This is a genomic window from Pseudomonas sp. NPDC047961 (assembly GCF_050272435.1).
Lineage (GTDB): Bacteria > Pseudomonadota > Gammaproteobacteria > Pseudomonadales > Pseudomonadaceae > Stutzerimonas.
The window spans coordinates 287,993-312,245 of record NZ_JBNNMD010000004.1 but is presented as its reverse complement, the minus strand read 5'-3'; the positions used below and the strand labels follow the sequence as shown (position 1 = coordinate 312,245).

21 protein-coding genes are annotated in these 24,253 nt (G+C 61.6%); 9 read left to right on the top strand and 12 right to left on the bottom strand.

Going from position 1 to position 24,253, the window contains the following annotated elements:
* Nucleotides 1-83: 83 nt before the first annotated feature.
* Complete coding sequence (locus ACQKIK_RS15780) at nucleotides 84-1,181, top strand: hypothetical protein (protein WP_499136612.1); 1,098 nt, start codon at nucleotides 84-86, stop codon at nucleotides 1,179-1,181.
* A gap of 81 nt (nucleotides 1,182-1,262) precedes the next feature.
* Here ACQKIK_RS15780 and ACQKIK_RS15775 read toward each other — a convergent pair whose 3' ends face one another.
* Both ACQKIK_RS15775 and ACQKIK_RS15770 read right to left on the bottom strand, forming a co-directional pair.
* Entirely contained in the window at nucleotides 1,263-1,625 is a 363-nt protein-coding gene (locus tag ACQKIK_RS15775) for a response regulator (protein WP_499136610.1), read from the bottom strand.
* Complete coding sequence (locus ACQKIK_RS15770) at nucleotides 1,622-3,412, bottom strand: PAS domain-containing sensor histidine kinase (RefSeq protein WP_499136609.1); 1,791 nt, start codon at nucleotides 3,410-3,412, stop codon at nucleotides 1,622-1,624. Before ACQKIK_RS15770 ends, ACQKIK_RS15775 begins: the two co-directional genes overlap by 4 nt.
* Nucleotides 3,413-3,637: 225 nt before the next feature.
* Here ACQKIK_RS15770 and ACQKIK_RS15765 point away from each other — a divergent pair, with 225 nt between their 5' ends.
* From ACQKIK_RS15765 to ACQKIK_RS15735, 7 genes are all read left to right on the top strand, one after another.
* Nucleotides 3,638-5,149 carry a CoA-acylating methylmalonate-semialdehyde dehydrogenase gene (locus tag ACQKIK_RS15765; protein ID WP_499136608.1) on the top strand — a complete coding sequence of 504 codons (1,512 nt, stop codon included), beginning with the start codon at nucleotides 3,638-3,640 and terminating at the stop codon, nucleotides 5,147-5,149.
* Nucleotides 5,150-5,215: 66 nt separating this feature from the next.
* The gene (gene mmsB / locus ACQKIK_RS15760; RefSeq protein WP_499136607.1) at nucleotides 5,216-6,106 is read left to right on the top strand and encodes a 3-hydroxyisobutyrate dehydrogenase; all 891 of its coding nucleotides are present in this window, start codon (nucleotides 5,216-5,218) and stop codon (nucleotides 6,104-6,106) included.
* A 2-nt stretch (nucleotides 6,107-6,108) separates the two neighbouring features.
* On the top strand, nucleotides 6,109-7,161 hold the full coding sequence (locus ACQKIK_RS15755) for an enoyl-CoA hydratase/isomerase family protein (RefSeq protein WP_499136606.1): 1,053 nt from the start codon (nucleotides 6,109-6,111) through the stop codon (nucleotides 7,159-7,161).
* Between the two features lie 12 nt (nucleotides 7,162-7,173).
* Entirely contained in the window at nucleotides 7,174-8,325 is a 1,152-nt protein-coding gene (locus tag ACQKIK_RS15750; RefSeq protein ID WP_499136605.1) for an acyl-CoA dehydrogenase family protein, read from the top strand.
* 254 nt (nucleotides 8,326-8,579) lie between these two features.
* Nucleotides 8,580-10,232, top strand: coding sequence for a long-chain fatty acid--CoA ligase (locus ACQKIK_RS15745; RefSeq protein ID WP_499136604.1), 1,653 nt, complete (start codon nucleotides 8,580-8,582; stop codon nucleotides 10,230-10,232).
* A gap of 210 nt (nucleotides 10,233-10,442) precedes the next feature.
* A complete protein-coding gene (locus ACQKIK_RS15740) occupies nucleotides 10,443-11,519 on the top strand; it encodes a CaiB/BaiF CoA transferase family protein (protein ID WP_499136603.1) in 1,077 nt (358 codons plus the stop codon).
* A gap of 187 nt (nucleotides 11,520-11,706) precedes the next feature.
* Nucleotides 11,707-12,114 carry a DUF2388 domain-containing protein gene (locus ACQKIK_RS15735; protein WP_499136602.1) on the top strand — a complete coding sequence of 136 codons (408 nt, stop codon included), beginning with the start codon at nucleotides 11,707-11,709 and terminating at the stop codon, nucleotides 12,112-12,114.
* Between the two features lie 131 nt (nucleotides 12,115-12,245).
* Here ACQKIK_RS15735 and ACQKIK_RS15730 read toward each other — a convergent pair whose 3' ends face one another.
* From ACQKIK_RS15730 to ACQKIK_RS15710, 5 genes are all read right to left on the bottom strand, one after another.
* Nucleotides 12,246-13,379, bottom strand: a complete 1,134-nt coding sequence (locus ACQKIK_RS15730; RefSeq protein ID WP_499136601.1) for an acyl-CoA dehydrogenase — start codon at nucleotides 13,377-13,379, stop codon at nucleotides 12,246-12,248.
* A gap of 9 nt (nucleotides 13,380-13,388) precedes the next feature.
* Complete coding sequence (locus tag ACQKIK_RS15725; protein WP_499136599.1) at nucleotides 13,389-14,576, bottom strand: acetyl-CoA C-acyltransferase; 1,188 nt, start codon at nucleotides 14,574-14,576, stop codon at nucleotides 13,389-13,391.
* Nucleotides 14,577-14,588: 12 nt separating this feature from the next.
* Complete coding sequence (locus tag ACQKIK_RS15720) at nucleotides 14,589-15,356, bottom strand: SDR family NAD(P)-dependent oxidoreductase (RefSeq protein WP_499136597.1); 768 nt, start codon at nucleotides 15,354-15,356, stop codon at nucleotides 14,589-14,591.
* Nucleotides 15,357-16,303: 947 nt separating this feature from the next.
* Complete coding sequence (locus ACQKIK_RS15715) at nucleotides 16,304-17,335, bottom strand: AraC family transcriptional regulator (protein WP_499136596.1); 1,032 nt, start codon at nucleotides 17,333-17,335, stop codon at nucleotides 16,304-16,306.
* The gene (locus ACQKIK_RS15710) at nucleotides 17,332-18,222 is read right to left on the bottom strand and encodes a LysR family transcriptional regulator (protein ID WP_463286919.1); all 891 of its coding nucleotides are present in this window, start codon (nucleotides 18,220-18,222) and stop codon (nucleotides 17,332-17,334) included. Before ACQKIK_RS15710 ends, ACQKIK_RS15715 begins: the two co-directional genes overlap by 4 nt.
* Before the next feature lie 174 nt (nucleotides 18,223-18,396).
* Between ACQKIK_RS15710 and ACQKIK_RS15705 the strand changes: the two genes are divergently transcribed.
* Nucleotides 18,397-19,173 carry an enoyl-CoA hydratase gene (locus tag ACQKIK_RS15705; RefSeq protein ID WP_499136595.1) on the top strand — a complete coding sequence of 259 codons (777 nt, stop codon included), beginning with the start codon at nucleotides 18,397-18,399 and terminating at the stop codon, nucleotides 19,171-19,173.
* 65 nt (nucleotides 19,174-19,238) lie between these two features.
* On the opposite strand, the gene ACQKIK_RS15700 is transcribed toward ACQKIK_RS15705, so the two are convergent.
* The 5 genes from ACQKIK_RS15700 to ACQKIK_RS15680 all read right to left on the bottom strand — a co-directional run bounded on the left by ACQKIK_RS15700 (nucleotide 19,239) and on the right by ACQKIK_RS15680 (nucleotide 24,147).
* Nucleotides 19,239-20,264 carry a branched-chain amino acid ABC transporter permease gene (locus tag ACQKIK_RS15700; RefSeq protein ID WP_499136593.1) on the bottom strand — a complete coding sequence of 342 codons (1,026 nt, stop codon included), beginning with the start codon at nucleotides 20,262-20,264 and terminating at the stop codon, nucleotides 19,239-19,241.
* A 2-nt stretch (nucleotides 20,265-20,266) separates the two neighbouring features.
* Nucleotides 20,267-21,154: a branched-chain amino acid ABC transporter permease gene (locus tag ACQKIK_RS15695; RefSeq protein WP_045426908.1), complete on the bottom strand. Its 888-nt coding sequence runs from the start codon at nucleotides 21,152-21,154 to the stop codon at nucleotides 20,267-20,269.
* A 68-nt stretch (nucleotides 21,155-21,222) separates the two neighbouring features.
* Entirely contained in the window at nucleotides 21,223-22,437 is a 1,215-nt protein-coding gene (locus tag ACQKIK_RS15690; RefSeq protein ID WP_045426906.1) for an ABC transporter substrate-binding protein, read from the bottom strand.
* A 223-nt stretch (nucleotides 22,438-22,660) separates the two neighbouring features.
* Nucleotides 22,661-23,377 (bottom strand): ABC transporter ATP-binding protein, encoded by a 717-nt coding sequence (locus ACQKIK_RS15685; RefSeq protein ID WP_045426904.1) that lies wholly within the window; start codon nucleotides 23,375-23,377, stop codon nucleotides 22,661-22,663.
* Nucleotides 23,374-24,147 carry an ABC transporter ATP-binding protein gene (locus ACQKIK_RS15680; protein WP_045426899.1) on the bottom strand — a complete coding sequence of 258 codons (774 nt, stop codon included), beginning with the start codon at nucleotides 24,145-24,147 and terminating at the stop codon, nucleotides 23,374-23,376. Before ACQKIK_RS15680 ends, ACQKIK_RS15685 begins: the two co-directional genes overlap by 4 nt.
* Nucleotides 24,148-24,253: the final 106 nt, after the last annotated feature.

Genomic DNA, 24,253 nt, shown 5'->3' with positions numbered 1-24,253 from the left:
CATGCCAGATCGTCTTTCCGGTGGATACACAACTGCAAACCTGACGAATAGAAGTCAGGCTCCTGCAGCGGAGGGATACTGACATGCAAACAAAAAGAACAATCCTGGCAGCCGCCATTTCACTGATGATTGCTAACCACGCCTATGCCGCAAGCGAGTCGGTTCAGGACCAGACGGGTACTGATAACGTCGCCGATGTGGTTCAGCAAGGCGATTCCAGCAGCGTCACCCAGCGTCAGAACGGTACGGCCAACGTTGTCTTCACCGAGCAACGCGGTGTCGGACTGACGACCGAGAGCGATCAGGTCGGCAGCGGCAATATCTCTGTTACCGATCAGAGTGGTTCCAACGGCAGCGTGGCGATCAGTCAAGACGGTCAATACAACCTGGCGACCATCCTTCAATCTTCGGTGGGCGTAGGCCAGTCGGCCGCCATTTCGCAGGCAGGGATCAGCAACCTTGCATACATCGAACAGCAGGACGGCGCAGGGAACGCCGCAACGATCAGTCAGAACGGACAGCGCAATGCCACCGAGGTTTTCCAGGTCGGGCGCCTGAGCAAACGCTACACCGGCGTCCAGAACGGTGACGGCAATACCGCCTACATCGAACAGTCTGGCAGTGCCTCTGCCGATACCGAGCAGACCGGCACAGCCAACGTCATCAGACTCACTCAGGACGGCTTCCCTTATGGCGCCTATGCGTCCATTAGCCAGAACGGCACCGGGAACGAGGCGACGCTCGACCAGCGCTCAGGCGGCCGTTATTCCTCAGGAGATGTGGCGTTGGTTCAGATCGGCACGGACAACGTCGCAGATGTGGTGGAATCCGGTGGCTTCTCTTCGTTCTCCTTTACGCAGGACGGCAACGGCAACGTACTGACTGCAGAGCAAGGCGGACGCTCGACGTCAGTCGTTGGCCGCTCCACGGGTAATTCCAACCGGGTCGATATCGAGCAGGATTTCGACGGCAGCAGCCTTGTCATTGACCAAAACGGAACGGCCAACGAGATAGACGTGGTTCAGATGGGCTACTACAGCAGCGGCACCATTGAGCAGGTGGGCACGGAGAATTACGCGTCTCTGGTGCAGACAGGTGCATGGGACAACGTGCAGCAGTACGACGCGGCCATCATGCAGAACGGTACAGGCAATTCGGCGTTCGTTACGCAGGGGCCGTAACACCCTACGGCCAGCTGCAGCTTCGCCCACTCGCAGCAGCATACGTGCAGTGGCAGGCCATTCAGAACGTGGCCTGCCCTTTCAGTCAATCGCCAAGGCCTGGCGCACGACTCGCTCGAGGTCACTGAAGAAAAATGGCTTTTGCAGCGTCGGAATGTGCGCGTAGCGCGGGTCCATGCCGACCGAGCCATAGCCGGTCGCGAACACCAACGGGATCTGGCGGTCGATCAAGCGATCCGCAATCGGAAAGCTATTGACCCCATCCAGGTTGACGTCCAGCACTGCCAGATCGAAATCACCGCTCTCGGCTGCCTGCATGCCTTCGGCAAAGCGCGGCACCAGCTCCACATGCTCGCAGCCGATATCCTGCAGCATGTCTTCCAGCAGCATCCCGACCAGCGCCTCATCCTCGATGATCAGTACCTTCGAACACAGATCATTCATTGCAACGGCACCTCTATATCGCAAATAACGCCGCCGGCGAGGTAGGCCAAACGTACCTCGGCGTCCAACTCACCACCTAACCCGCGTTCAAGCAACCTCGACCCGAACCCTTTGCGTACGGGTGGGGTAACCACCGGCCCGCCGACCTCCACCCAGTGCAACTGAAGAGTGGGTGTCTGCGCCGACAGTGACACGTCCCAGGCGATGCGCACCTGGCCTGAGTCGCTGGACAACGCTCCATATTTGGCCGCGTTGGTGCACAGTTCATGCAGTGCCATAGCCAGCGCCAACGCCTGCTTGGGCCGCAACCGCTGCGCCGGCCCCTCGCTGACGAAACGTTGCTGGCCATCGACCCGGAACGGCGCGACGGCCTGCTCAATAACATCACGCAGGTCAGCGGCTTGCCAGTTCTCCCGCGACAGCACGTCGTGCGCCTTGGATAGCGCGATCAAGCGCCCTTCAAACCACTGATAGCCTTGGTTGCTGGCATCGCGGCGAAAGCTCTGCGCAGCAATCGACTGGACCGTCGCGAGTGTGTTCTTGACCCGATGGTTAAGCTCATTGAGCAACAATTGGCGATGATCGTCGGCGACCTTTCGCTCGCTGATGTCGACCAGCATGTTGACCGCGCCAATCAGCTCGCCGGCGCTATTACGCAGCGGAGCGGGGTACGCGAGAAACGGCACACGGGTCCCGTCCGGGCGCTCAGCCAACGCCTCGGTACCCTGGATAGCGCTGTTTTCGCTCACTGCCACGGCCATCGGGCAGTCCTCGTGACGCATCGGTGTGCCGTCTGGCCAGTACAACCGCCAGGATACGCACCACTCATCGCTACCAATGATGGGCACACGCCCGGTCAGCTCGACACAAGCCTGGTTGAAGTAGCTGACTTTGCCATTCGCATCGGTGGTGTAAACGGCCGAAGGCAAGGCCTCCAGAAGGTCGCGCAAGCGCTGTTCGGCCTCACGATTGGCTGCCTCCAGTTGCTTACGTTCGGTAATGTCGCGAGTGATTGCCAGTTGTACGAAACCACCCCTTGATCCGCTTCTGTCATTTGGCAGCGTCATGGGCACTGCATGGGTTTCCATGTGCCGCCGGTTCCCGGCGAAATTGATGATGTCGAATTCCCAACTGAGTTTTTCGCCATCGCAAACCCGGAGGTGCTGCTCCTGCCATGAGGCTCGATGCTCAGGCGCGATCAGCTCAAAAACGCAGGCACCCTCCACGTCCTCCGGCGCGTTCGCTGCCAGCATTTGCAGGCCAGCCGGGTTCATTTGTACCAGCGTCCCGTCGCGATCAACCACCTTCACGCATTCGGGCGTGTGGTTCACCATCGCGCTCAACCAGTCGACATTACGCCGCCGATCGGCGCTTGACTGCCGCGCAGGCGTAATGGCCTGAAAGCACACAACTGCGCCGGTGATCTGTCCGGTGTCGTTGCGCAGCGCTTCGATATTGGCCAACACAGCGGCCGAAATGCCATCGGGCCGCTCGATCAGCAGCACGACGTCCTGAGCGGAGCGACCGGTGCGAATCGTGTAAGCCAGCGGGGTATCGGCAAGCGGCATCAGCTCGCCATCGTTTCGCACCATCCGCAGGCGTCCGTGACTGGCTAACACCCCGCCGCACAGCTGATCGGCCATCCGGTTGTAGCGCTGCACAGCGCCGTTGGCGTCGAGCACGCACACGCCCATGGGCATGACGTCGAGTACGGGATCATCGAACGGCAGCGAATCCGCAAGGGAATCGGTTGCCGCGTTCGCGCCGGGGATATTTGCAATCTGCATTAGCACCTTTCACGCCGGTCGATGGGTGTCCCGCTAGCAGAGTTTACTGAACCAAGCGAGGCGGCGAGCTTCATCAGCCCGCCACATTCGCTGCAAGCATAGCCTGTGTATTTATGCAGACAAGCTATGCATCGAGCCGCATTGATGTTGACAAATATGCACTCTAGGATCAGGACAGCTCCATCGACTTGCCTATCCGAATAACAACAATCGCTAGGACACGCCATGACCCAGTCAAGTGCCATCCCTACAGTCAAACTCCTGATCGGCGGTGAGCTGATGGAGTCGTCCACCAGCGAGTGGCGCGACATCATCAACCCGGCGACTCAGGAGGTCCTGGCCCGCGTGCCTTTCGCGACCGAAGCGGAAATGAATGCCGCCGTTGCCAGTGCCAAGGAAGCCTTCAAGACCTGGCGCAAGACGCCTATCGGCGCACGCTCGCGAATCTTCCTCAAGTACCAGCAGCTGATCCGCGAAAACATGAAGGAGCTGGCCGCGATCCTCACGGCGGAACAGGGCAAGACACTGCCCGATGCCGAGGGCGACGTGTTTCGGGGGCTGGAAGTCGTCGAGCACGCCGCCGGGATCGGCAACCTGCAGCTGGGCGAGCTGGCCAACAACGTCGCAACGGGCGTCGACACCTATACCCTGCTGCAACCGCTGGGTGTCTGCGCTGGCATTACACCCTTCAACTTCCCGGCGATGATCCCGCTGTGGATGTTCCCGATGGCGATTGCTACCGGTAATACCTTCGTCCTCAAGCCATCCGAGCAGGACCCGATGGTGACCATGCGTCTCGCCGAACTGGCGCTTGAAGCGGGTGTACCGCCGGGCGTGCTCAACGTCATCCATGGCGGCGCCGATGCGGTGAACCTGATCTGCGACCACCCGGACATCAAGGCCGTGTCCTTCGTCGGCTCGACCAAGGTCGGCACCCATGTCTACAACCGCGCCAGCCAGGCCGGCAAGCGGGTGCAGTGCATGATGGGCGCGAAGAACCACGGCATCATCCTGCCGGATGCCCACAAGGAGCAGACCCTCAACAACCTCACGGGCGCTGCATTCGGCGCGGCCGGTCAGCGCTGCATGGCGTTGTCGGTACTGATCCTCGTGGGTGAGGCGCAGAGCTGGCTGCCGGAACTGATCGCCAAAGCCAAGACATTGAAGATCAATGCAGGGGCCGAAAGCGGCACCGATGTTGGCCCGGTGGTGTCGTGCGTAGCGCTGGATCGCATCAGCTCGCTGATCGAGCGCGGCGTGTCGGAAGGCGCCGAACTGGTGCTGGACGGCCGCAACCCGCAGGTGGCCGGCTTTGAGAAAGGCAACTTCGTCGGGCCAACCATTTTCTCCGGCGTGAAGCCTGAAATGAGCATCTACCGCGAAGAAATCTTCGGGCCGGTGCTTTGCGTGATGCAGGCCGACACGCTCGATGAAGCCATCGAACTGATCAACGCCAACCCCAACGGCAACGGCACCGCCCTCTTCACCCGTTCCGGCGCAGCAGCCCGGCATTTCCAGGAAGAAATCGACGTCGGTCAGGTGGGCATCAACGTGCCGATCCCGGTGCCGGTGCCGATGTTCTCCTTCACCGGTTCGCGCGCCTCGAAACTCGGCGACCTCGGCCCGTATGGCAAGCAGGTGGTGCAGTTCTACACTCAAACCAAGACCGTCACCCAGCGCTGGTTCGACGAGAACGAAGTCGGCGGCCCGGTGAACACCACCATCAACCTCAAGTAACCGCTACGGCGCCCTGCCTACGCGCAGGGCGTCGAATCAGCCGCCAATAACAAGAAGGAAACGGCCATGCATATCGGATTTCTCGGACTCGGCAACATGGGCGGGCCCATGGCCCGCAACCTGCTCAAGGCCGGGCATGAGGTCACTGTCTTCGATCTTTCCGCCACGGCGGTCTCCGGGCTGGTCGAAGCGGGTGCCAAAGAGGCCACATCGCCGGCTGCAGTCGCCCAGGCTGGTGTCGAAACCATCATCACCATGCTGCCTGCGGCTGCCCATGTGAAGCAGGTCTACCTAGGCGAGGACGGGCTGCTCGCGCATGTACCGACCGGCGTACTGCTGATCGATTCCTCCACCATCGACCCGATGTCCGCGCGGGAGGTCGCAGCGGCCGCCGCGGGGAATGGCAACCCCATGCTCGATGCGCCGGTATCCGGCGGCACGGTCGGTGCCGCCGCCGGCACCTTGACCTTTATGGTCGGCGGCAGCGAGGCGGATTTCCAGAAAGCGCAGCCGATCCTGGCGACCATGGGCAAGAACATCGTCCACTGTGGCGACACCGGCAACGGGCAAGTGGCCAAAGTCGCCAACAACATGCTGCTGGGCATCTCGATGATTGGCGTGGCCGAAGCCATGTCGCTGGGCGTGGCCCTGGGGATGGACGCAAAGGTGCTGGCCGGAATAATCAACTCGTCGAGCGGACGTTGCTGGGCATCGGAGATCAACAACCCCTTCCCTGGCGTGCTGGAAAACGGCCCGGCCTCGCGTGGCTACAGCGGCGGGTTCGGCACCGATTTGATGCTCAAGGATCTCGGGCTTGCCAGCGAAGCGGCCAAACAAGTGCGCCAGCCGGTTATCCTCGGTGGCCTCGCGCAGCAGCTGTACCAGGCCTTCAGCATGCAAGGCCACGGTGGGCTGGACTTCTCCGCGATCATCAAACTTTACCGCCAAGAGGACTAGACATGACCCAGGCAGAAGCGCCGGTACTGATCGAGGTACGCAATCGCGTCGGCTATCTCACGCTGAACCGCCCCGCCGGGCTGAATGCCGTCACCCTGGAGATGGTGAGGATGCTGCACCGCCAGTTGCAGCAGTGGGCTGACGACCAAGACGTGGTGGCCGTGGTACTGCGCGGCGCAGGCGAGAAAGCCTTCTGCGCCGGTGGTGACATCCGCTCGCTGTACGACAGCTACAAAAGCGGCGACAGCCTGCACCGCGAGTTTTTCGAGGAGGAATACGCGCTCGATCAGTACATTCATGCGTATACCAAACCCCTGATGGCGCTGATGAATGGCTTCGTCCTGGGCGGCGGCATGGGGCTGGTTCAGGGCGCCTCGCTGCGGGTTATCTCCGAGCGCACGCGCATGGGCATGCCGGAAGTCGGTATCGGCTATTTCCCTGATGTCGGCGGCAGCTACTTCTTGTCGCGCCTGCCAAATAACCTTGGCATTTACATGGGCCTGACCGGCAACCATGTGAATGCTGCTGATGCGCTGTATGCCGGTCTCGCCGATTACAGCGTGCCGCACGAGCAATTCGCCGAACTCGAACGATGCCTCGACCAGCAGGACTGGTCGATGCCGCCGCTGCAAGCGCTGACCAACCTTCTGGTTTCGATGGGCTGCACCGAACTGCCGGATGCACCGTTCAAAGCCTTATTTCCGGCCATCGAAAAGCATTTCGCGCATGACAGCGTCGCTGCGATTCGCCAGTCGCTGGCCGCCGAAGAGCACCCCGAGTACCGCGACTGGGCGGCCGAGACCTTGAAGGTGATCGACAGCCGTTCGCCGCTTTCGGTCAGCGTCACGCTAGAGATGCTCCGCCGCGGACGCACCCTGTCGCTGGCCGACTGCTTCGCCATGGAGCTGCATCTGGACCGACAGTGGTTCGATCAGGGCGACATCATCGAAGGCGTCCGGGCGCTGATCGTCGACAAGGATAAGAACCCGCGCTGGAACCCGCCTACGCTGGAGGAAGTGACGCCAGAACGCGTGGCGGCCTTCTTCGCCGACTAGGAATTGATTTTTATGCAAGACATCGAACTGAGCGAAGAGCAACGGATGATCCGCGACATGGCGCGCGACTTCGCCCGCGCCGAGATCGCGCCGAAGGCCCAAGCGTGGGAACAGGCCGGTTGGATCGGCGACGAAACCGTGACCCAGCTGGGCGAGTTGGGGCTGCTGGGTATGATCGTGCCCGAGCAATGGGGCGGCACCTATATCGACTATGTCGCCTACGCCCTGGCGGTCGAGGAAATTTCGGCAGGTGACGGCGCCATCGGGGCGTTGATGAGCATTCACAGCTCGGTCGGTTGCGGCCCGATCCTCAAGTACGGCACGCCGGAACAGCAGGACGAATGGCTACCGGATCTGGCGGCAGGTCGCGCCATCGGTTGCTTTGCCCTCACCGAACCTCAGGCCGGCTCCGAGGCACACAACCTGCACACCCGCGCCGTGCTGGAAAACGGCGAGTGGGTGATCAATGGCGCCAAGCAATTCGTCAGCAACGGCAAGCGCGCCAAGATCGCCATCGTCTTCGCGGTCACCGATCCGGATCTCGGTAAAAAAGGCCTGTCCGCGTTTCTGGTCCCCACCGACAACCCCGGCTTTGTTGTCGATCGCATGGAAAAGAAGATGGGTATCCGTGCCTCGGACACCTGCGGCGTCACCTTGCGCGACTGCCGAATTCCCGAGGCAAACTTGCTCGGCCCGCGCGGCAAGGGGCTCGCAATTGCCCTTTCCAACCTCGAAGGCGGCCGCATCGGCATCGGTGCCCAGTCCCTGGGCATCGCCCGCGCGGCGTTCGAAGCAGCGCTGGGTTATGCCCGTGAGCGCATCCAGTTCGACAAGCCGATCATCGAGCACCAGAGCGTGGCGAACATGCTGGCGGACATGCACACCCGGTTGAATGCCGCGCGCCTGCTTATCCTGCATGCCGCACGCCTGCGCAGCGCCAACCTCCCCTGCCTGTCCGAAGCCTCCCAGGCCAAGCTGTTCGCCTCGGAAGTCGCCGAATACGTCTGCTCCAAAGCCATGCAAATCCACGGCGGCTACGGCTACCTGGAGGACTACCCCGTCGAGCGTTATTACCGCGATGCGCGCATAACCCAGATATATGAAGGCTCGAGCGAAATTCAGCGGCTGTTGATTGCGAGGGAGTTGAATAACTACGGGTTGTGATCAACCCCTATCAGCGTGAAGGCAGCATCAGGTTTTGCCAGGGATCAGATGATCCCTGGAAGTTTCCGCGGACGGCAATTCATGAGCCGCCTGATTGTCTTCGCTATCACCTGCTCTTGTAGAAACCAGCTTGCTGGCGATCAAAGGCCCGACTATCAGAGAAGCTGAAGAACGAAACACCCCGAGGCAGTAATCCCGAGCGAGATGGCGGCAAGCGCGACCGCTATCCAGACAACAATAAAAAGGATATGACGATGCTCAAAGGTACGATGCAGCAGACCCCGCTGATGATCAGCGGCATCCTGACCCATGCAGCCCTCGCCCACGGCGACCGCGAGATCGTCTCTCGGCTGGTGGATGAACCCATCTGGCGCTACGACTACGCCGGGCTCGCCAAACGCGCCGGCCAAGCCGCCAGCATGTTACGCAAGCTGGGGGTGAAGCCCGGCGACCTGGTGTCATCGCTTGCCTGGAATACCCATCGCCACTTCGAGCTGTTCTTCGCCGTGCCCGGCATTGGCGCGGTGCTGCACACGGCCAATCCACGGCTGTCGGACGAGCAGATCATCTACACCCTGAACCACGCCGGCAGTGGCGTGCTGCTGTTCGACCGCAGCTTCCTGGCCTTGGTCGAGCGTGTGCGCCCGCACCTGGAAAAAGCCCATACCTTCATCATGTTGTCCGATGCCCAGCGCACCGAACCAGGCGAAATCGGCGCGCTGAGTTACGAAACGCTGATCGCTCAGGAACAGCCAGTCACCGACTGGCCGCAGTTCGACGAAAATGCCGGCGCGATGCTCTGCTACACCTCCGGCACCACCGGCAACCCGAAAGGCGTGGTCTACAGCCACCGCTCCGTCGTCCTGCACGCTATGGCGGCTGGCCTCACCGGCGCCTTCGGCTTCTCCGCATTCGACTGCATCATGCCTTGCTCGTCTCTCTACCACGCCACCGCCTGGGGCGTGCCCTTCACGGCCGCCATCAACGGCTGCAAGTTCGTGCTGCCGTGCGACAAGATGGACGGCGCCAGCCTGCAGGAGCTGATTCAGAACGAGGGCGTGACATTCTCCGGCGGCGTGCCGACCATCTGGACCATGTACCTCAATCATCTAGAGCGCACGGGCGAAGACACCGGCCAGCTCAAATGCCTGGTAATCGCCGGTTCGGCCGTCCCCCGTGCGCTGGCCGAGAAGTTCGAGACGCGTTATGGCGTCAGCGTTCGCCAGCTCTGGGGCATGACTGAAACCAGCCCCCTCGGCGTGGTCGCCACCCCGACGCCCAAGCTCGCGGCCATGGGCGAAGCGGCCACCAACGAAGCGATCTGGACCCGGCAGGGGCGCCTGCAATTCGGCATCGAACTGAAGATCGTCGATGAGGCGGGCAACGAATTGCCGCATGACGGCGTCACCTCCGGCGCCCTGCTAGTGCGCGGCCCTTGGACGGTCGAGCGCTATTTCCGCAGCGAAACCAGCGCACTGGATGCCGATGGCTGGTTCGACACCGGCGACATCGCCACCCTCGACCCCAACGGCTACATGCGCATCACCGACCGCAGCAAGGACGTGATCAAGTCCGGCGGTGAGTGGATCAGCTCCATCGATATCGAGAACATCGCCGTGGCCTGCCCGGGTGTACGCATCGCAGCGGTGGTCGGTGTAGCCCACGAGAAATGGGAAGAACGCCCCATCCTCATCATCGAACCCCACGACGAGGCCGACATCTGCATCGACACCGTACTCGCCTACTTGGAGCCGCAAATCGTCAAATGGTGGATGCCCGACGCCGTCATCATCGACACCGTCCCGCTGACCGCGACCGGCAAGATCGACAAGAAAATCCTGCGCGACCGCTACCGCGACCACTTGATAGAGCTGGAGGAAAACGCAGCTGGCGCGGCGAGCCTTTAGCGCGGCAGAACCTGGGGGACGGGACCGTGGCTACCGTAGGGTGGGCTTCAGCCCACCGATTTCACCCAGCCGAGCGAACGTAGCGGGCCGTGCCGTTTTGCGGATTCACCCAGTCATCTCCGGCGATCCACCTGGCGACCCCTAGGTTGGGTTTCAGTCCACCTGCACGTACGGGCGCGATGGATCCCATCACCAACAGGAACGCGCGTTATGTCGACCGCCACCGCCACACCCCGCCAAGGCCCGCTGCTCGGCCTGCGCGTGCTGGAGTTCGCCAGTATCGGCCCCGGCCCACATTGCGCGATGCTACTGGCTGACCTTGGCGCCGAGGTGATGTGCATCGAGCGCGAGGGCGGCAATGGCTGGCCCAATCCGGTGGTTGATCGCGGCCGCAAGCGCCTCACGCTGGACATCCGCACCGACGCCGGACGCGAACGCTGCCTGGCGCTGGCCGAAGGCGCGGATGTGCTGATCGAAGGCTTTCGGCCCGGCGTGATGGAACGCTTGGGGCTCGGACCTGAGCAGGTTCATGGGCGCAACCCGCGTTTGGTTTATGGCCGCATGACCGGTTGGGGCCAGACCGGACCGCTAGCCAAGCGTGCCGGCCACGATATCAACTATCTGGCGATCACCGGCGCACTGGCTGCGATCGGAAATCGAGAAGGCCCAGCGATTCCACCACTGAACCTGGTTGGCGACTTCGGCGGCGGCTCGCTGTACCTGGCGTTCGGGATCATGGCCGCATTATGGGAGCGGGAACGATCCGGCCAGGGTCAGGTGGTCGACGCCGCTATCGTCGATGGCGTGTCCTCGATGATGAGCTTCTTCGCGGGTCTCTTGCCCAGCGGCGCCATCTCGCTTGAACGCGACCGCAATCTGCTGTCGGGCGCGGCACCGCATTACCGCTGCTACACCTGCGCCGACGGCCGCGACATCGCCATCGGGCCGCTAGAACCTCAGTTCCTGACCGAACTGATGCAGCGCATCGATGCGCCCGAATCCTTGCGCGAAGGCTGCAATGACCCGGCGCAATGGCCGGAGCTAAGCGAACAACTCACCGCGCTGTTCGCCAGCCGCAGCCGGGCAGACTGGTGCGCCGTACTCGAAGGGACCGACGCCTGCTTTGCCCCAGTGCTCACCCTGGAAGAAGCCGCGCAGCACCCGCACATGCAACAACGTGGCGTCTATCGCGACATCGACGGCGCCCTGCACGCCGCCCCCGCGCCACGCTTTTCACGGACGCCGGGGGCGATCAGAGTCTCGGAAGACGCATGGGGCTGGGACTGATCAGGCGCGAGATGAAGGATTCGCACAGCAGACAAAGCGACCGGGCGGTTCGGTGGAGCGCTTTCCATCCAAGCGCCCTGGAAACGCTTTTCAACGATCATCCTTGTGAAACAGGCCCGCTATCTCTTCCCCGGTATAGGACTCAATGCGCGACGCTTAACACTCTCCAGACAATCAAGGATCGATCATGTCTGCCATCGCCAAGCATCCTACTTACCTGCTCGCTGCCTTTCTCACGGCCCTATTTGTAACCCCAACGGTTTCAGCTGAAGCCTGTATAGGCGCACCGTGCCTGCTAAAGGCGCGAGATCTTGGTGAAGGTCTTATCTCAACCGTATTCGTTACTGTCGGGCTACCGTTGATGAGCAGTCACCAGACCACTGAATCTTCCAGCAGTGGTTGGAGCGGATACGCGGCGGCCGTGGCCGACGATGCCGCTGTGGTTGTAGCTAGCCAGGGGGAAATCAAAGGCCCCTATTTCGAATCGGCAAGGCTTCGCCTCAAGGGACAAGGGGATACTGCATCGCACTTAGGTGATGTTGAATTCGCCGTGATGCTCCTGGCGGCCAGTCCCGTGAGTGACATCAAACGATAGGGCTCGTTTGACTCTCCGACCCCGTAGGGTGGATGGCGCTTTATCCATCCACCAAAGCGGCGATGCGATCTCACAGGTGGATCGGTGAAGCGCGATCCACCCTACGACCAGCCACGGGCGAAGCGCACGCCTCATTCCCCAAGATTGCGCGCGATCACCAAGCGTTGAATATCACTGGTGCCCTCATAGATCTGGCACACCCGCACGTCGCGGTAGATGCGCTCGAGAGGGAAGTCCTTGAGGTAACCGTATCCGCCCAGTGTCTGGATCGCTGCCGAGCAGACCTTCTCCGCCATTTCCGAGGCGAACAGCTTGGCCATGGAGGCTTCGACCAGTGCGGGTTGGCCAGCTTCACGCAGTGCGGCGGCGTGCAGCACCATCTGCCGGGCGACGGCGATCTGGGTGGCCATGTCGGCCAGACGAAAGGCGACGGCCTGGTGCTCGCTAATGGCCTTGCCGAACGCTTCACGCTCGCGAGCGTAATCGCGTGCAGCCTCGAAGGCTGCGCGGGCCATACCGACCGCCTGAGCGGCGATGCCGATGCGGCCACCTTCCAGATTCGCCAGCGCGATGCGATAGCCCTCGCCCTCCTCGCCCAGGCGCTGAGATTCGTGCACGCGCATGTCTTCGAACGCCAGTTGGCAAGTATCGGAGGCGTGCTGGCCGAGTTTGTCCTCGACCCGTACCACCTGATAGCCCGGTGTGTCGGTCGGCACGATAAACGCGCTGATGCCGCGCTTGCCGGCGTCCGGATCGGTAACGGCAAATACGATCACCGTGCCGGCATGCTGCCCGGACGTTATGAACTGTTTGGCACCGTTGATAACGTAACTGTCGCCGTCACGCCGGGCGCGGGTACGCAGGCTGCTGGCGTCGGAACCTGCATGGGGCTCGGTCAACGCGAAGGCGCCGATCTGCGCGCCGCTGGCCAGGGGTGTCAGGTAGCGCTGCTTCTGCTCATCCGTGCCGAACCGCAAAATCGGCACGCAGCCCACCGAGTTGTGCACGCTCATGATGGTCGAGCAGGCGCCGTCACCAGCGGCTATCTCTTCAAGCGCCAGCGCATAGGCAATATAGCCGGTGTCGCTGCCGCCCCATTGTTCAGGGCAGAGCATGCCGAAGAAGCCGAGTTCGGCCATTTCGGCAGTCGCTTCGGCCGGATAGCGATGCTCGCGGTCCCATTCCGCAGCGAAGGGTTTCAGCCGTTGCTGGGCGAACTGCCGGGCCATGTCACGGATGCTGGTGTGGTCATCATTGAGCAGCATGAACAGTCCTCAGTCGAGCAGTTCGACGGCCATGGCAGTCGCCTCGCCACCACCGATGCAGATCGCCGCGATACCTTTGCGCAGGCCGCGATCGCGCAGGGCCGCGATCAGCGTCACCAGAATGCGAGCACCGGACGCACCGATCGGGTGGCCCAGGGCGCAGGCGCCGCCGTTAACGTTGACCTTGGCGTGGTCCAACCCGAGCTCGCGCATGGTGACCATGCTGACCACGGCAAAGGCTTCGTTGATCTCGAACAGGTCCACCTCGTTGAGACGCCAGCCGGTACGCTCCAGCAACTTGTGGATGGCGCCGATGGGCGCAGTCGGGAACAGGTTGGGCGCATCGGCAAACACCGCGTGGCCGTGGATGACGGCTTGGGGTTTGAAGCCATGTTGCTCCGCATGGGACCGGCGCGTCAGCACCAACGCTGCGGCGCCATCGGAGATGGAGCTGGAGTTCGCGGCGGTCACCGTGCCGCCTTCGCGGAACGCCGGCTTGAGGGACGGGATCTTCTCCGGCATGGCCTTGGGCGGCTGTTCGTCGTCGCGAATGGTCCGTTGCTCGCGCCCTTGGGTGACGTCCAGCGGGACGATCTCGCTGGCGAAGCGGCCGGCGGTGATGGTGTCGCGCGCACGCTGCAGCGATGTCAGGGCGTAGGCGTCCTGTTCTTCACGGGTGAAGCCGTGGTTCTGCGCGCAGTCCTCGGCAAAGGTGCCCATCAGGCGGCCCTTGTCATAGGCATCTTCAAGGCCATCGAGGAACATGTGGTCGAGCACCTTGCCGTGCCCCATGCGGTAGCCGCTACGGGCTTTTTCCAGCAGATAAGGCGCGTTGGACATGCTCTCCATGCCGCCCGCCACGATCAAATCGACGCTGCCCGCGCGCAAGGCGTCGTGCGCCAGAATGGCCGCCTGCATGCCTGAGCCACACATCTTGTTCAGGGTGGTGGAAGCGGTTGCCTTGCCCAGCCCCGCGCCGAGCGCGGCCTGGCGCGCCGGTGCCTGACCGAGACCGGCTGGCAGCACGCAGCCCATCAGCACTTCCTGAACCTGTTCAGCCGAGACCCCGCTGCGCTCTACCGCTGCGCGAATCGCTGCCGCGCCCAGTTCCGGCGCGCTCAGGCTTTTGAGATCGCCCTGGAAACCGCCCATGGGCGTACGGGCCGAGCCCAGAATCACGATTGGATCGTTGTGCATTGCTGTCTCCGATTATTTCGCGGCCATGCGCAGTGCGCCGTCGAGGCGGATCACTTCGCCGTTGAGCATGTCGTTTTCGATGATATGGCGTGCCAGCGCTGCGTATTCACTGGCGCGCCCAAGACGCGGTGGAAATGGCACGCCGGCCGCCAACGAGTCGCGGACTTCCAGCGGCATACCGGCCATCATCGGCGTCTCGAATACACCGGGAGCGATGGTCATGACGCGAATACCGTGGCGTGCCAGTTCGCGGGCCGCTGGTAGCGTCATCGCGACCACGCCGCCCTTGGAGGCCGCATAGGCGGCCTGGCCAATCTGGCCGTCATAGGCCGCGACGGAGGCTGTATTGATGATCACGCCGCGATTGCCCTGGGCGTCCGGCTCATTCCTGGCAATGGCTTCGGCAGCCAGGCGCAGCATGTTGAAAGTGCCGATCAGGTTGAGACCGATGACCTTGCTGAAGCTGTCCAGTCCGTGCGGTCCCTGGCGACCTAGGATCTTCTCGCCACTGGCAACGCCGGCGCAGTTGACCAACCCGTGCAGGCCGCCGAAATGCTCGACCGCTGCGTTCACGGCAGCCTGAGCGGCGGTCTCATCACACACATTGGTCACCACGCCAATGGCGTTCGCCCCCAGCGCTTCACTGCGTTCGTTCAGCAATGCTTGATTGATGTCCGCCAGTACCACCTTGGCACCGGCTGCGACCAGCGCTTCGGCAGCCGCAGCGCCCAGGCCGGACGCACCGCCTGTAATCAGGAAGACTTTGCCTTGAATATCCACAGCACGACCTCGAGAAGATGTTAGGTATCGCGGCAGGCGAGCTGCCAGGTCCATATGAGTTCATCTTCTTCAGACCGAGGGGTACGGACAATGGTCGTTGCGGGCAATCGCGGTGACTGGTTTGGCCAAGGCAGCTGGCACGGGTGCACGCTATGGGCCGTGCGGGTCCATGATTGCCTTTGTAGGAGCTAGTTTGCTGGCGATCCGTCCTTCACCGTAGCGCGTGAATTGAGTTAAACGCCTGATCGCGAGCGAGCTCGCTCCTACGAAAAGCGCGACGGCGAGTGGCTGACGTCTGTAGTCGCCCTGCCAGCCCTGTAGGAGCCAGCTTGCTGGCGATCCGTGCTTTCACCGTCCCGCGTGAATTGAGTTAACGCCTGATCGCGAGCGAGCTCGCTCCTACGAAAAGCGCGACGGCGAGCGGCTGAAGTCTGTAGTCACCCTGCCAGCCCTGTAGGAGCCAGCTTGCTGGCGATCCGTGCTTCGCCATCCCGCGCAAACTGAGCTAGCGCCTGATCGCGAGCGAGCTCGCTCCTTCGAAAAGCGCGACGGCGAGCGGCTGACGTCCGTATTCGCCCTGCCAGTCCTGTAGGAGCCAGCTTGCTGGCGATCCGTGCTTCACCGCCCATCGTGAACTGAGTTAACACCTGATCGCGAGCGAGCTCGCTCCTACGAAAAGCGCGACGGCGAGTGGCTGACGTCTGTAGTCGCCCTGCCAGCCCTGTAGGAGCCAGCTTGCTGGCGATCCGTGCTTCGCCATCCCGCGCAAACTGAGCTAGCGTCTGATCGCGAGCGAGCTCGCTCCTACAAAAATCGCGACGGCGAGGGACTGACGTCTGTACTCGCCCCGCCAGTCCTGTAGGAGCCCAGCTTGATGGCGATCCAAGGCCCAACCAATAGACCGGATCACCAGCAAGGACTAGGCCCCACTAGCACCTACAACTGGGCTATTGCCCTTCATCGCCACGCAAGATCAGGCTGCGGTACTGCCCCGGATTGGTTCCGGACCATTTGCGAAATGCCTTGTAGAACGAACTGACGTCGGCGAAACCCAGGCGCTCGGCAATTTCGGCGTAGGTGATCGAGGCGTCCGCCAGCCACAGGGTGGCCATTTCCTGGCGCACCTGGTCTTTGATGGCCTGATAGGTCTGCCCTGCCCCGGCCAATCGACGGCGCAAAGTTGAGGCTGATACGCACAACGTCCGCGCCAGCGCTTCGCTGGTTGGCCACTGTTCGGCGGGCAATTCACGCAGCTGCGCCTTGATGCGGCTGGCGAGGCTCGTGGTGTCGCGGTATTTGACCAGGATGTTGGACGGCGCATGGGCCAGGAACCCGTGCAGCTCCTGCTCGCTGCGGCGCACTGGCAGGTCGAGCACCTCGGCAGCGAAGATGACCCGCGTGCTGGGCCGTGCGAAACGCAGGTTGCGCGAGAACATCACCCGGTAGTCATCGGTATAGGCCGGCTCTTCGCAACGCAGCTCGACGGCTAGCAGCGGGATACGCCGTCCTACCAGCCAACAGGCCAGACCGTGCAGCAGCATCCAGAAAGTGAAGTAGCTAAAGGCTCTGAGCGGCGGCGCATCTTCCGGCTCCGACAGCATGATTTCCGCCAGGCTTTCGCTGCGAAACAGCTCGCCGCGGAAGCCTTCGAAGGTCAGCCTGAAGAAATCCAGCGCCACACGAAGCGCAGTATCGAGTGTCGGTTGGGCCATGGCCGCGCGGCAGACGAAGGCGAAACTGCCGGTTCGCATACGCCGCGCATCCATGCCGAAAAACTCATCGTCGAACTGCCGCGCCAGGCGTCGCCATAGCTTGCTGAAATCAGCTACTTCGACACGCGCTTCGCTATCGGCCAGATCAATAGCGCCGAGCCCAAGCTGGCGCAGCAGCTCTTCGGCTGATTGCGAAGACGAGGTGAAACCCTGCAGCGCCTCCTCCACCAGCCGGATGGAAATGGTGTTTTTGCCGTCGCGGATCATGCGCGCCCCATCATCACGTCATGACTGTTGGCAGCCACATCCCGTAGGAAGTCCCAACACACACGCATCCGCGCCAGGTCCTTGTTTTCCACCGGCATCAACATCCAGAAGGTTCGAGTGAATTCGACCTCGCCGACCAGAACCTCCTTGAGCAACGGCTCCCTGGCCGCTAAGAACGCCGGCAGGATTGCCAGCCCAGCCCCGGCGGCAACAGCTTCCTGCTGGGCGAGGATGCTGGTGCTGCGCAACGAGTGCTGACGGGGGCGAACGATTTCGTCGAGGTAGAACAGCTCCTTGCTGTAGAGCAGGTCCTCGATGTAGCTGACGAACACATGGCCGCTGAGGTCTTCGCGGCTGCGGATAGGCGGGTGTGACGCCAGGTAGGTTTCTGACGCGTAGAGCCGCAGCACGTAATCGGTGAGCTTGGTGATCACGTAGGGGCCACGCTCGGGACGCTCCAGGGTGATGACGATGTCTGCCTCATGTCGCGCCAGCCGCACCGAACGTGGCACCGCCAGCAGATCCACGCCGAGATGCGGGTAATCACGGGTCAGATTGGCCAGTTGGCCCGCCAGCATCACGGTGCCGTACCCCTCGGTGGCGCCAATGCGAACCTGGCCGGACAGCTTATCGGCGGTCAGGCTCGGCTGTTCGATGGAGGTGATGGCGCTTTCCATCGCCTCGGCTTGGGCCAGCAATTCGCGGCCCGCTTCGGACAGTCGATAGCCTGCCTTGGCGCGAATGAAGAGCTGTCGATCCAGGCTTTTTTCCAGCGCCTGCACCCGTCGGGCTACCGTGGTGTGGTCTACAGCCAATCGCCTCGCGGCGACCGTCAACTTGCCCGCACGCGAGAGTTCGAGAAAAAAACGCAGGTTGTCCCAGTCCACTGCAGGCTCCAGATCCATCGAATTGACGCGTGCCGTCCGCGGCACGCTGTGCAAAAACACAGAATACCTGTGCATTTCGCACCATGGGTTTACTATTTTTACGCTGCTAGGCTCGTCTATCGAACTCCGTTTCGCCTCACGACATCCGCATCATTCCAAGCACAAGGAACCGACATGAGCCAAAAGATCCAGCTCGAAATGCGCGACCACACGGCGCTGCTGACCATCGCCAATCCACCTGCCAATACATGGGATCGCGAGTCTCTGGCTGCGTTGGAACAAACCATCGGCCAGCTCAACGACAATCCTGACGTGTATGCGTTGGTGATCACCGGCGAAGGCGAAAAATTCTTTTCCGCCGGCGCCGACCTGAAGCAGTTTGCCGATGGCAACAAGCATAATGCGCAGGAAATCGCTGCGTTGTTCGGGCGTGCCTTTGAAGCCTTGAGTCATTTCCGCGGTGTGTCGATTGCCGCCATCAATGGCTACGCCATGGGTGGCGGACTCGAATGCGCGTTGGCCTGCGACATACGCATCGCCGAAGAGCAGGCACAAATGGCACTTCCGGAAGCCAAGGTTGGGCTGCTGCCCTGCGCAGGCGGTACGCAGAATCTGCCATGGCTGGTAGGCGAAGGTTGGGCCAAGCGGATGATTCTCTGCGGCGAGCGCATCAGCGCACAGAAAGCCGAGAAGATCGGCCTGGTTGAAGAGGTGGTCGGTCGCGGCGAGTCACTCGAGGCGGCGCTCAAACTGGCGGCCCTGGTGGATCAGCAAAGCCCCTCCTCCGTCAGTCGCTGCAAGCGCTTGGTGATGAATGCGCGGCAGGCACCGCAAGCCGCCGGCTGGGCAGCTGAGCGCGAGCTGTTCGCCGAGTTGTTCGACACGCAGGACCAGAAGGAAGGGGTTAATGCCTTCCTGGAAAAACGCAGCGCCACGTGGCAGAACGCCTGAGACCGAAACCGGCCCCGCTCAAGCGGGGCCGGAGACCATCACCCTCCACGTCATAGCCAGCCGTACTACTTGAAATTGCGCTTGATCAGCCGCTCCACCCATCCCACGATCCCCGAGCGGAACAGCAGCACGCAGAGCACGAAGATCACCCCGAGAATCACGTGCACCCACTCGCCCAACGGCCCGTTGGACAGCGAGCTCTGCAGCGTAACCACCACGGTTGCGCCCACGATCGGTCCGAGAATGGTGCCGACGCCGCCCAGTAGCGTCATCAAAATCACTTCACCCGACATGTGCCAGTGTGCGTCGGTCAGCGAGGCGAGCTGGAACACCACCGTCTTGGTTGAGCCAGCCAGCCCGGTCAGCGCCGCGGAGATCACAAAGGCCAGCAGTTTGTGGCCGTCAACGTTGTAGCCCAGTGAAATTGCCCGCGGCTCGTTTTCCCGAATCGCCTTGAGCACCTGCCCGTATGGGGAATGAATGGTGCGCTGGATGATGGCAAACCCGATCACGAACACCGTCAACACGAAGTAATACAAGGCCATGTTGTTCTGCATGTCGAACAGGCCCAGCAGATAGCCACGCGGCACGCCCTGCATACCATTCTCGCCGCCTGTGAAAGGCGCCTGGACGAAGACGAAAAACGCCATCTGTGCCAATGCCAGCGTGATCATCGCGAAGTAGATGCCCTGCCTGCGGATCGCCAGCAAACCGAAGATCAACCCCAGTACGGCGGAGGCCAGCGTACCGACCAGAATGCCCAGCTCAGTACTCAACCCACTGTAAGTGCTGAGCATGTAACCGGTGATGTAGCCGCCACAGGCGAAGAATGCTGCGTGACCGAACGACAGCAGCCCGGCGTATCCCAGCAGCAGATTGAAGGCGCAGGCAAACAGTGCGAAGCACAGCAGCTTCATGAGGAACACCGGATAGACCATCAGCGGCGCCACCATCGCCACGGCCAGCAAGACGCCGTAGAAAATGGACATTCGCCGCCGAGCTGCGCGGCGGCGTTCGCGCTCCGCATTGGCTCTGACCTGCGTGGAAGTCGCCTGCAAGCCAGAGGCTTGAACACTTTCCTCAGTCGACATGTTCATGCCTCCTTTCCGAACAAACCGGCCGGCCGCATCAACAGGACCAGCACCATGATCACGAAGATCACCGTGTTGGCTGCCTCCGGATAGAACACCTTGGTGAGCCCTTCGATCAGACCCATCGCAAGCCCTGTGACGATCGCGCCCATGATTGAGCCCATCCCGCCAATCACGACGACCGCGAACACCACGATCAATAAATTGGAGCCCATTCCCGGCGTGACAGCGTAGATGGGCGCGGCAAGCACGCCGGCGAATGCGGCCAGCGCAACGCCATAGCCATACGTGAGGGTGACCAGCAGCGGGACGTTGATGCCGAATGCCTGCATCAACTTGGGGTTCTCCGTCCCGGCGCGCAGATAGGAGCCAAGCCGAGTCCGCTCGATCATGTACCAGGTCGCAAAGCACACCGTCAGCGCGGCGACGATGACCCAGGCACGATAGGTTGGCAGGAACATGAACCCGAGGTTGTGCCCGCCTTTGAGCAATTCCGGCATCGGGTAGGACGAGCCGGACACGCCGAACAGCTTGACGAAGCTACCTTCAACGATCAGCGCCAGGCCGAAGGTCAGCAGCAGACCATACAGGTGATCCTCGCCGGCAATGCGACGCAGCAGACCGCGCTCGATTCCAATCCCCAGCAGACCGATCAGCAGAGGCGAGAGCAACAATGCGGCCCAGTAGTTGATGCCCAGATAGTTCAGCCCGAGGAACGCCGCGAAAGCGCCGAGCATGTATTGCGCACCGTGGGCGAAATTGATGATCCGTAGCAAACCGAAAATGATCGCCAGACCAAGGCTCAACAGCGCGTAGAACGACCCGTTGATCAGACCGAGCAGCAGCTGCCCGAACAGTACGCTCAGGGGAACGCCGAAAACGAGAGTCATGATTCACTACCCAGAAAAGTCCGTGACGCCCCGGCCAAGCGGCCGGGGAATGGCTTGGGGCAGGCCGATCAGTTCTGGGTGACCAGCTTGCACTGACTTTCTGAGAGTGGACGGAAGGCTTCATCGCCTGGGATGGTTCTGATGACCTTGTAAAGGTCCCATTCACCTTTCGACTCCGCGGGCGTCTTGACCTGCACCAGGTACATGTCATGCACCATGCGGCCGTCTTCGCGAATCTTGCCGTTCTTGGCAAACATATCGTTGACCGGAGTCTTGGCCATTTGCGCACGCACGGTTGCGGTGTCGTCGCTACCGGTTTCCTTCACCGCGTTCAAATAATGAGTGGCGGCTGAATAGATGCCGGCATGGACCATGGTCGGCATACTGCCTACACGCTCTTCGTAGCGCTTGGCCCAAGCGCGGGCTTCTTCGTCCATGTCCCAATACCAGCCGGTGGTCAGCATCAGGCCTTGCGTGACGTCCAGCCCCATGGCGTGAATGTCGTTAAGGAACACGACCATGCCAGCAAGACGCTGTCCGGACTGCGTCACGCCGAACTCGCTCGCGGTCTTCAATGAATTGACGGTGTCTGCGCCGGCGTTGGCCAGGGCGATAACATCAGCACCGGAACCCTGCGCCTGGAGGATATAGGACGAGAAGTCGCTGCTCGGGAACGGGTGGCGGACCGTGCCGACCACGCTGCCGCCTTCGGCTTCGACGACCTTCTTGATATCGGCCTCCATTGCGTGGCCGAAGGCGTAGTCGGCGGTCAGGATGAACCAGCTTTTGCCGCCATCCTTGAGGACTGCATTGGCCGTACCGTTGGCCAGGGCAAAGGTGTCGTACGTCCAGTGAATATGATTGGGCGAACAGAACTCATTGGTAATGCTCGATGCGGCGGCGCCGGAAATCAGTGCAAGTTTGCCGCCCTGTTCCACCACCTTGGCTGCTGCCAGCACCACGGAGCTGGCTACCAATCCGGTGACCATGTCGACGTTACGTTCATCGATCCACTGCCGCACAGTGTTGGCGCCAACATCCGGCTTGTTCAGGTCATCGGCGTTGAAGGTAACGATTTTCTTGCCATCGACCGTGCCGCCGAAATCTTCGATGGCCATGTTCAGCGCTTCGAGACCACCGGGACCGGACAGATCGCGGTAGGTGCCGGACATGTCAGCGAGATAGCCGATGCGGATTTCGTCGTTGCTGATTTCGGCCTGGGCAGCACTGGCGATCATGCTGGAGACGAGGACGGCGGCTGCGGTTTTCTTGAGCATTTTCATATTCACCCACTGTGATTGTTTTTGTTGTGGCTATTGATCACCGGCATGTAATGCGGACCGGCTGGCTTGCAGGCGTTGTGAAGACGTAACGAGCGACGGGAAGGCAAGGCAAAAACAGGGGAGGATGCGGAGTTTACGAGCTGTAAATGAGCATTCCGAGCCTGTTTTTAACGCTGCATTACCGAGCGCAGTAGTTTTCACAATGACTGCTTGGCGAGGGTGGTCACACCCCCAGACAACTATTCAAAAACTCCTTTTTCGAATCCAGGTCGGCGGCGCTGATCTCTTCGATGATTTGCCCGTGCTCCATCACGTAATGACGGTCGGCCAGTGGCGCAGCGAAGCGGAAATTCTGCTCTACCAGCACGATGGTCAGGCCGCGTTTCTTCAGCTTGATCAGGACCTCGGCGAGCTTCTGCACGATCACTGGGGCCAGCCCTTCGGTGATCTCATCAAGCAGTAGCAGATTGGCACCGGTGCGCAGGATTCTCGCCATGGCCAGCATCTGCTGCTCGCCGCCGGACAACCGGGTGCCTTGGCTGAAACGGCGCTCGTAGAGGTTGGGGAACATGTCGTAAAGCTCGTCCAAGCCCATGCCGCCACTGCGCACGGTGGGCGGGAGCAACAGGTTTTCCTCGACATTGAGGCTGGAAAAGATCCCGCGCTCTTCAGGGCAATAGCCCACGCCGAGCCTGGGGATCTGGTGGGCGGGTATGCCGATGGTTTCGTTGCCATTGACGATGATGGAGCCGGTCCGCCGTCCCACCATGTTCATGATGGCGCGCAGCGTGGTGCTGCGGCCTGAGCCGTTGCGCCCCAGCAGGGTGACGAGTTCGCCGCGCCCGACCACCAGGTCGACCCCATGCAGGATGTGCGATTCACCGTAGAACGCATGCAGGTCGTCGACCCGCAGCTGGTCGCGGTCAGCTTTGGGCGTCATGCGTGAGCCTCCTCTGCGTCGGCTTCGCTGCCCATGTAGGCCTCGCGCACCTCGGGATTTGCCGAAACGCTTTCGTAATCGCCTTCGGCCAGAACCGAACCCCGTGCCAGTACGGTGATGCGGTCACAGAGCCGGCTGACGACGCTCAGGTTGTGCTCGACCATCAGCACCGTGCGGTTCACCGCGGCCCGGCGGACCAGAGCAACAACCATGTCGACGTCTTCACCGCCCATGCCCTGCGTAGGTTCATCGAGCAGCAGCACAACCGGGTCCAGCGCCAGCGTGGTCGCCAGTTCCAGGGCGCGCTTCCGGCCATAGGGCAGCTCGATAGCGAGCGTCTGAGCGTAGGATTCCAAGTCCACTTCGGCGAGTAACTGCATGACGCGCTCATCGAGCTCGCGCAGTGATCGTTCGGACTTCCAGAAGTGATAGGACGTGCCGAGCTTTTGCTGCAGGGCGACACGAACGTTTTCCAACACGCTCATGTGCCCGAACACTGCCGAGATCTGGAACGAGCGAACCAGCCCGAGGCGGGCAATCTGGTTGGCCTTCATCGACGTGATCGCTTTGCCGCGATAGAGGATCTCGCCGCGTGTGGGCGTCAGAAACTTGGTGAGGAGGTTGAACACTGTGGTCTTGCCGGCACCGTTGGGGCCGATCAGTGCGTGGATGTGTCCCTTCTGCACACGCAGATCGACGGAATCCACTGCGGTGAAGCCGCGAAATTCCTTGGTCAGACCGCGCGTTTCCAGCACGAACTCAGGTGCCATGGGATGCCCTCTAACCTTGATTATTGTTGTTGGTTATGGCGCAGGTCTATGGATGACCTTTACGTAAACGATAACAACCGTTTGCAAGCTGTTGCAAGCATCGTTT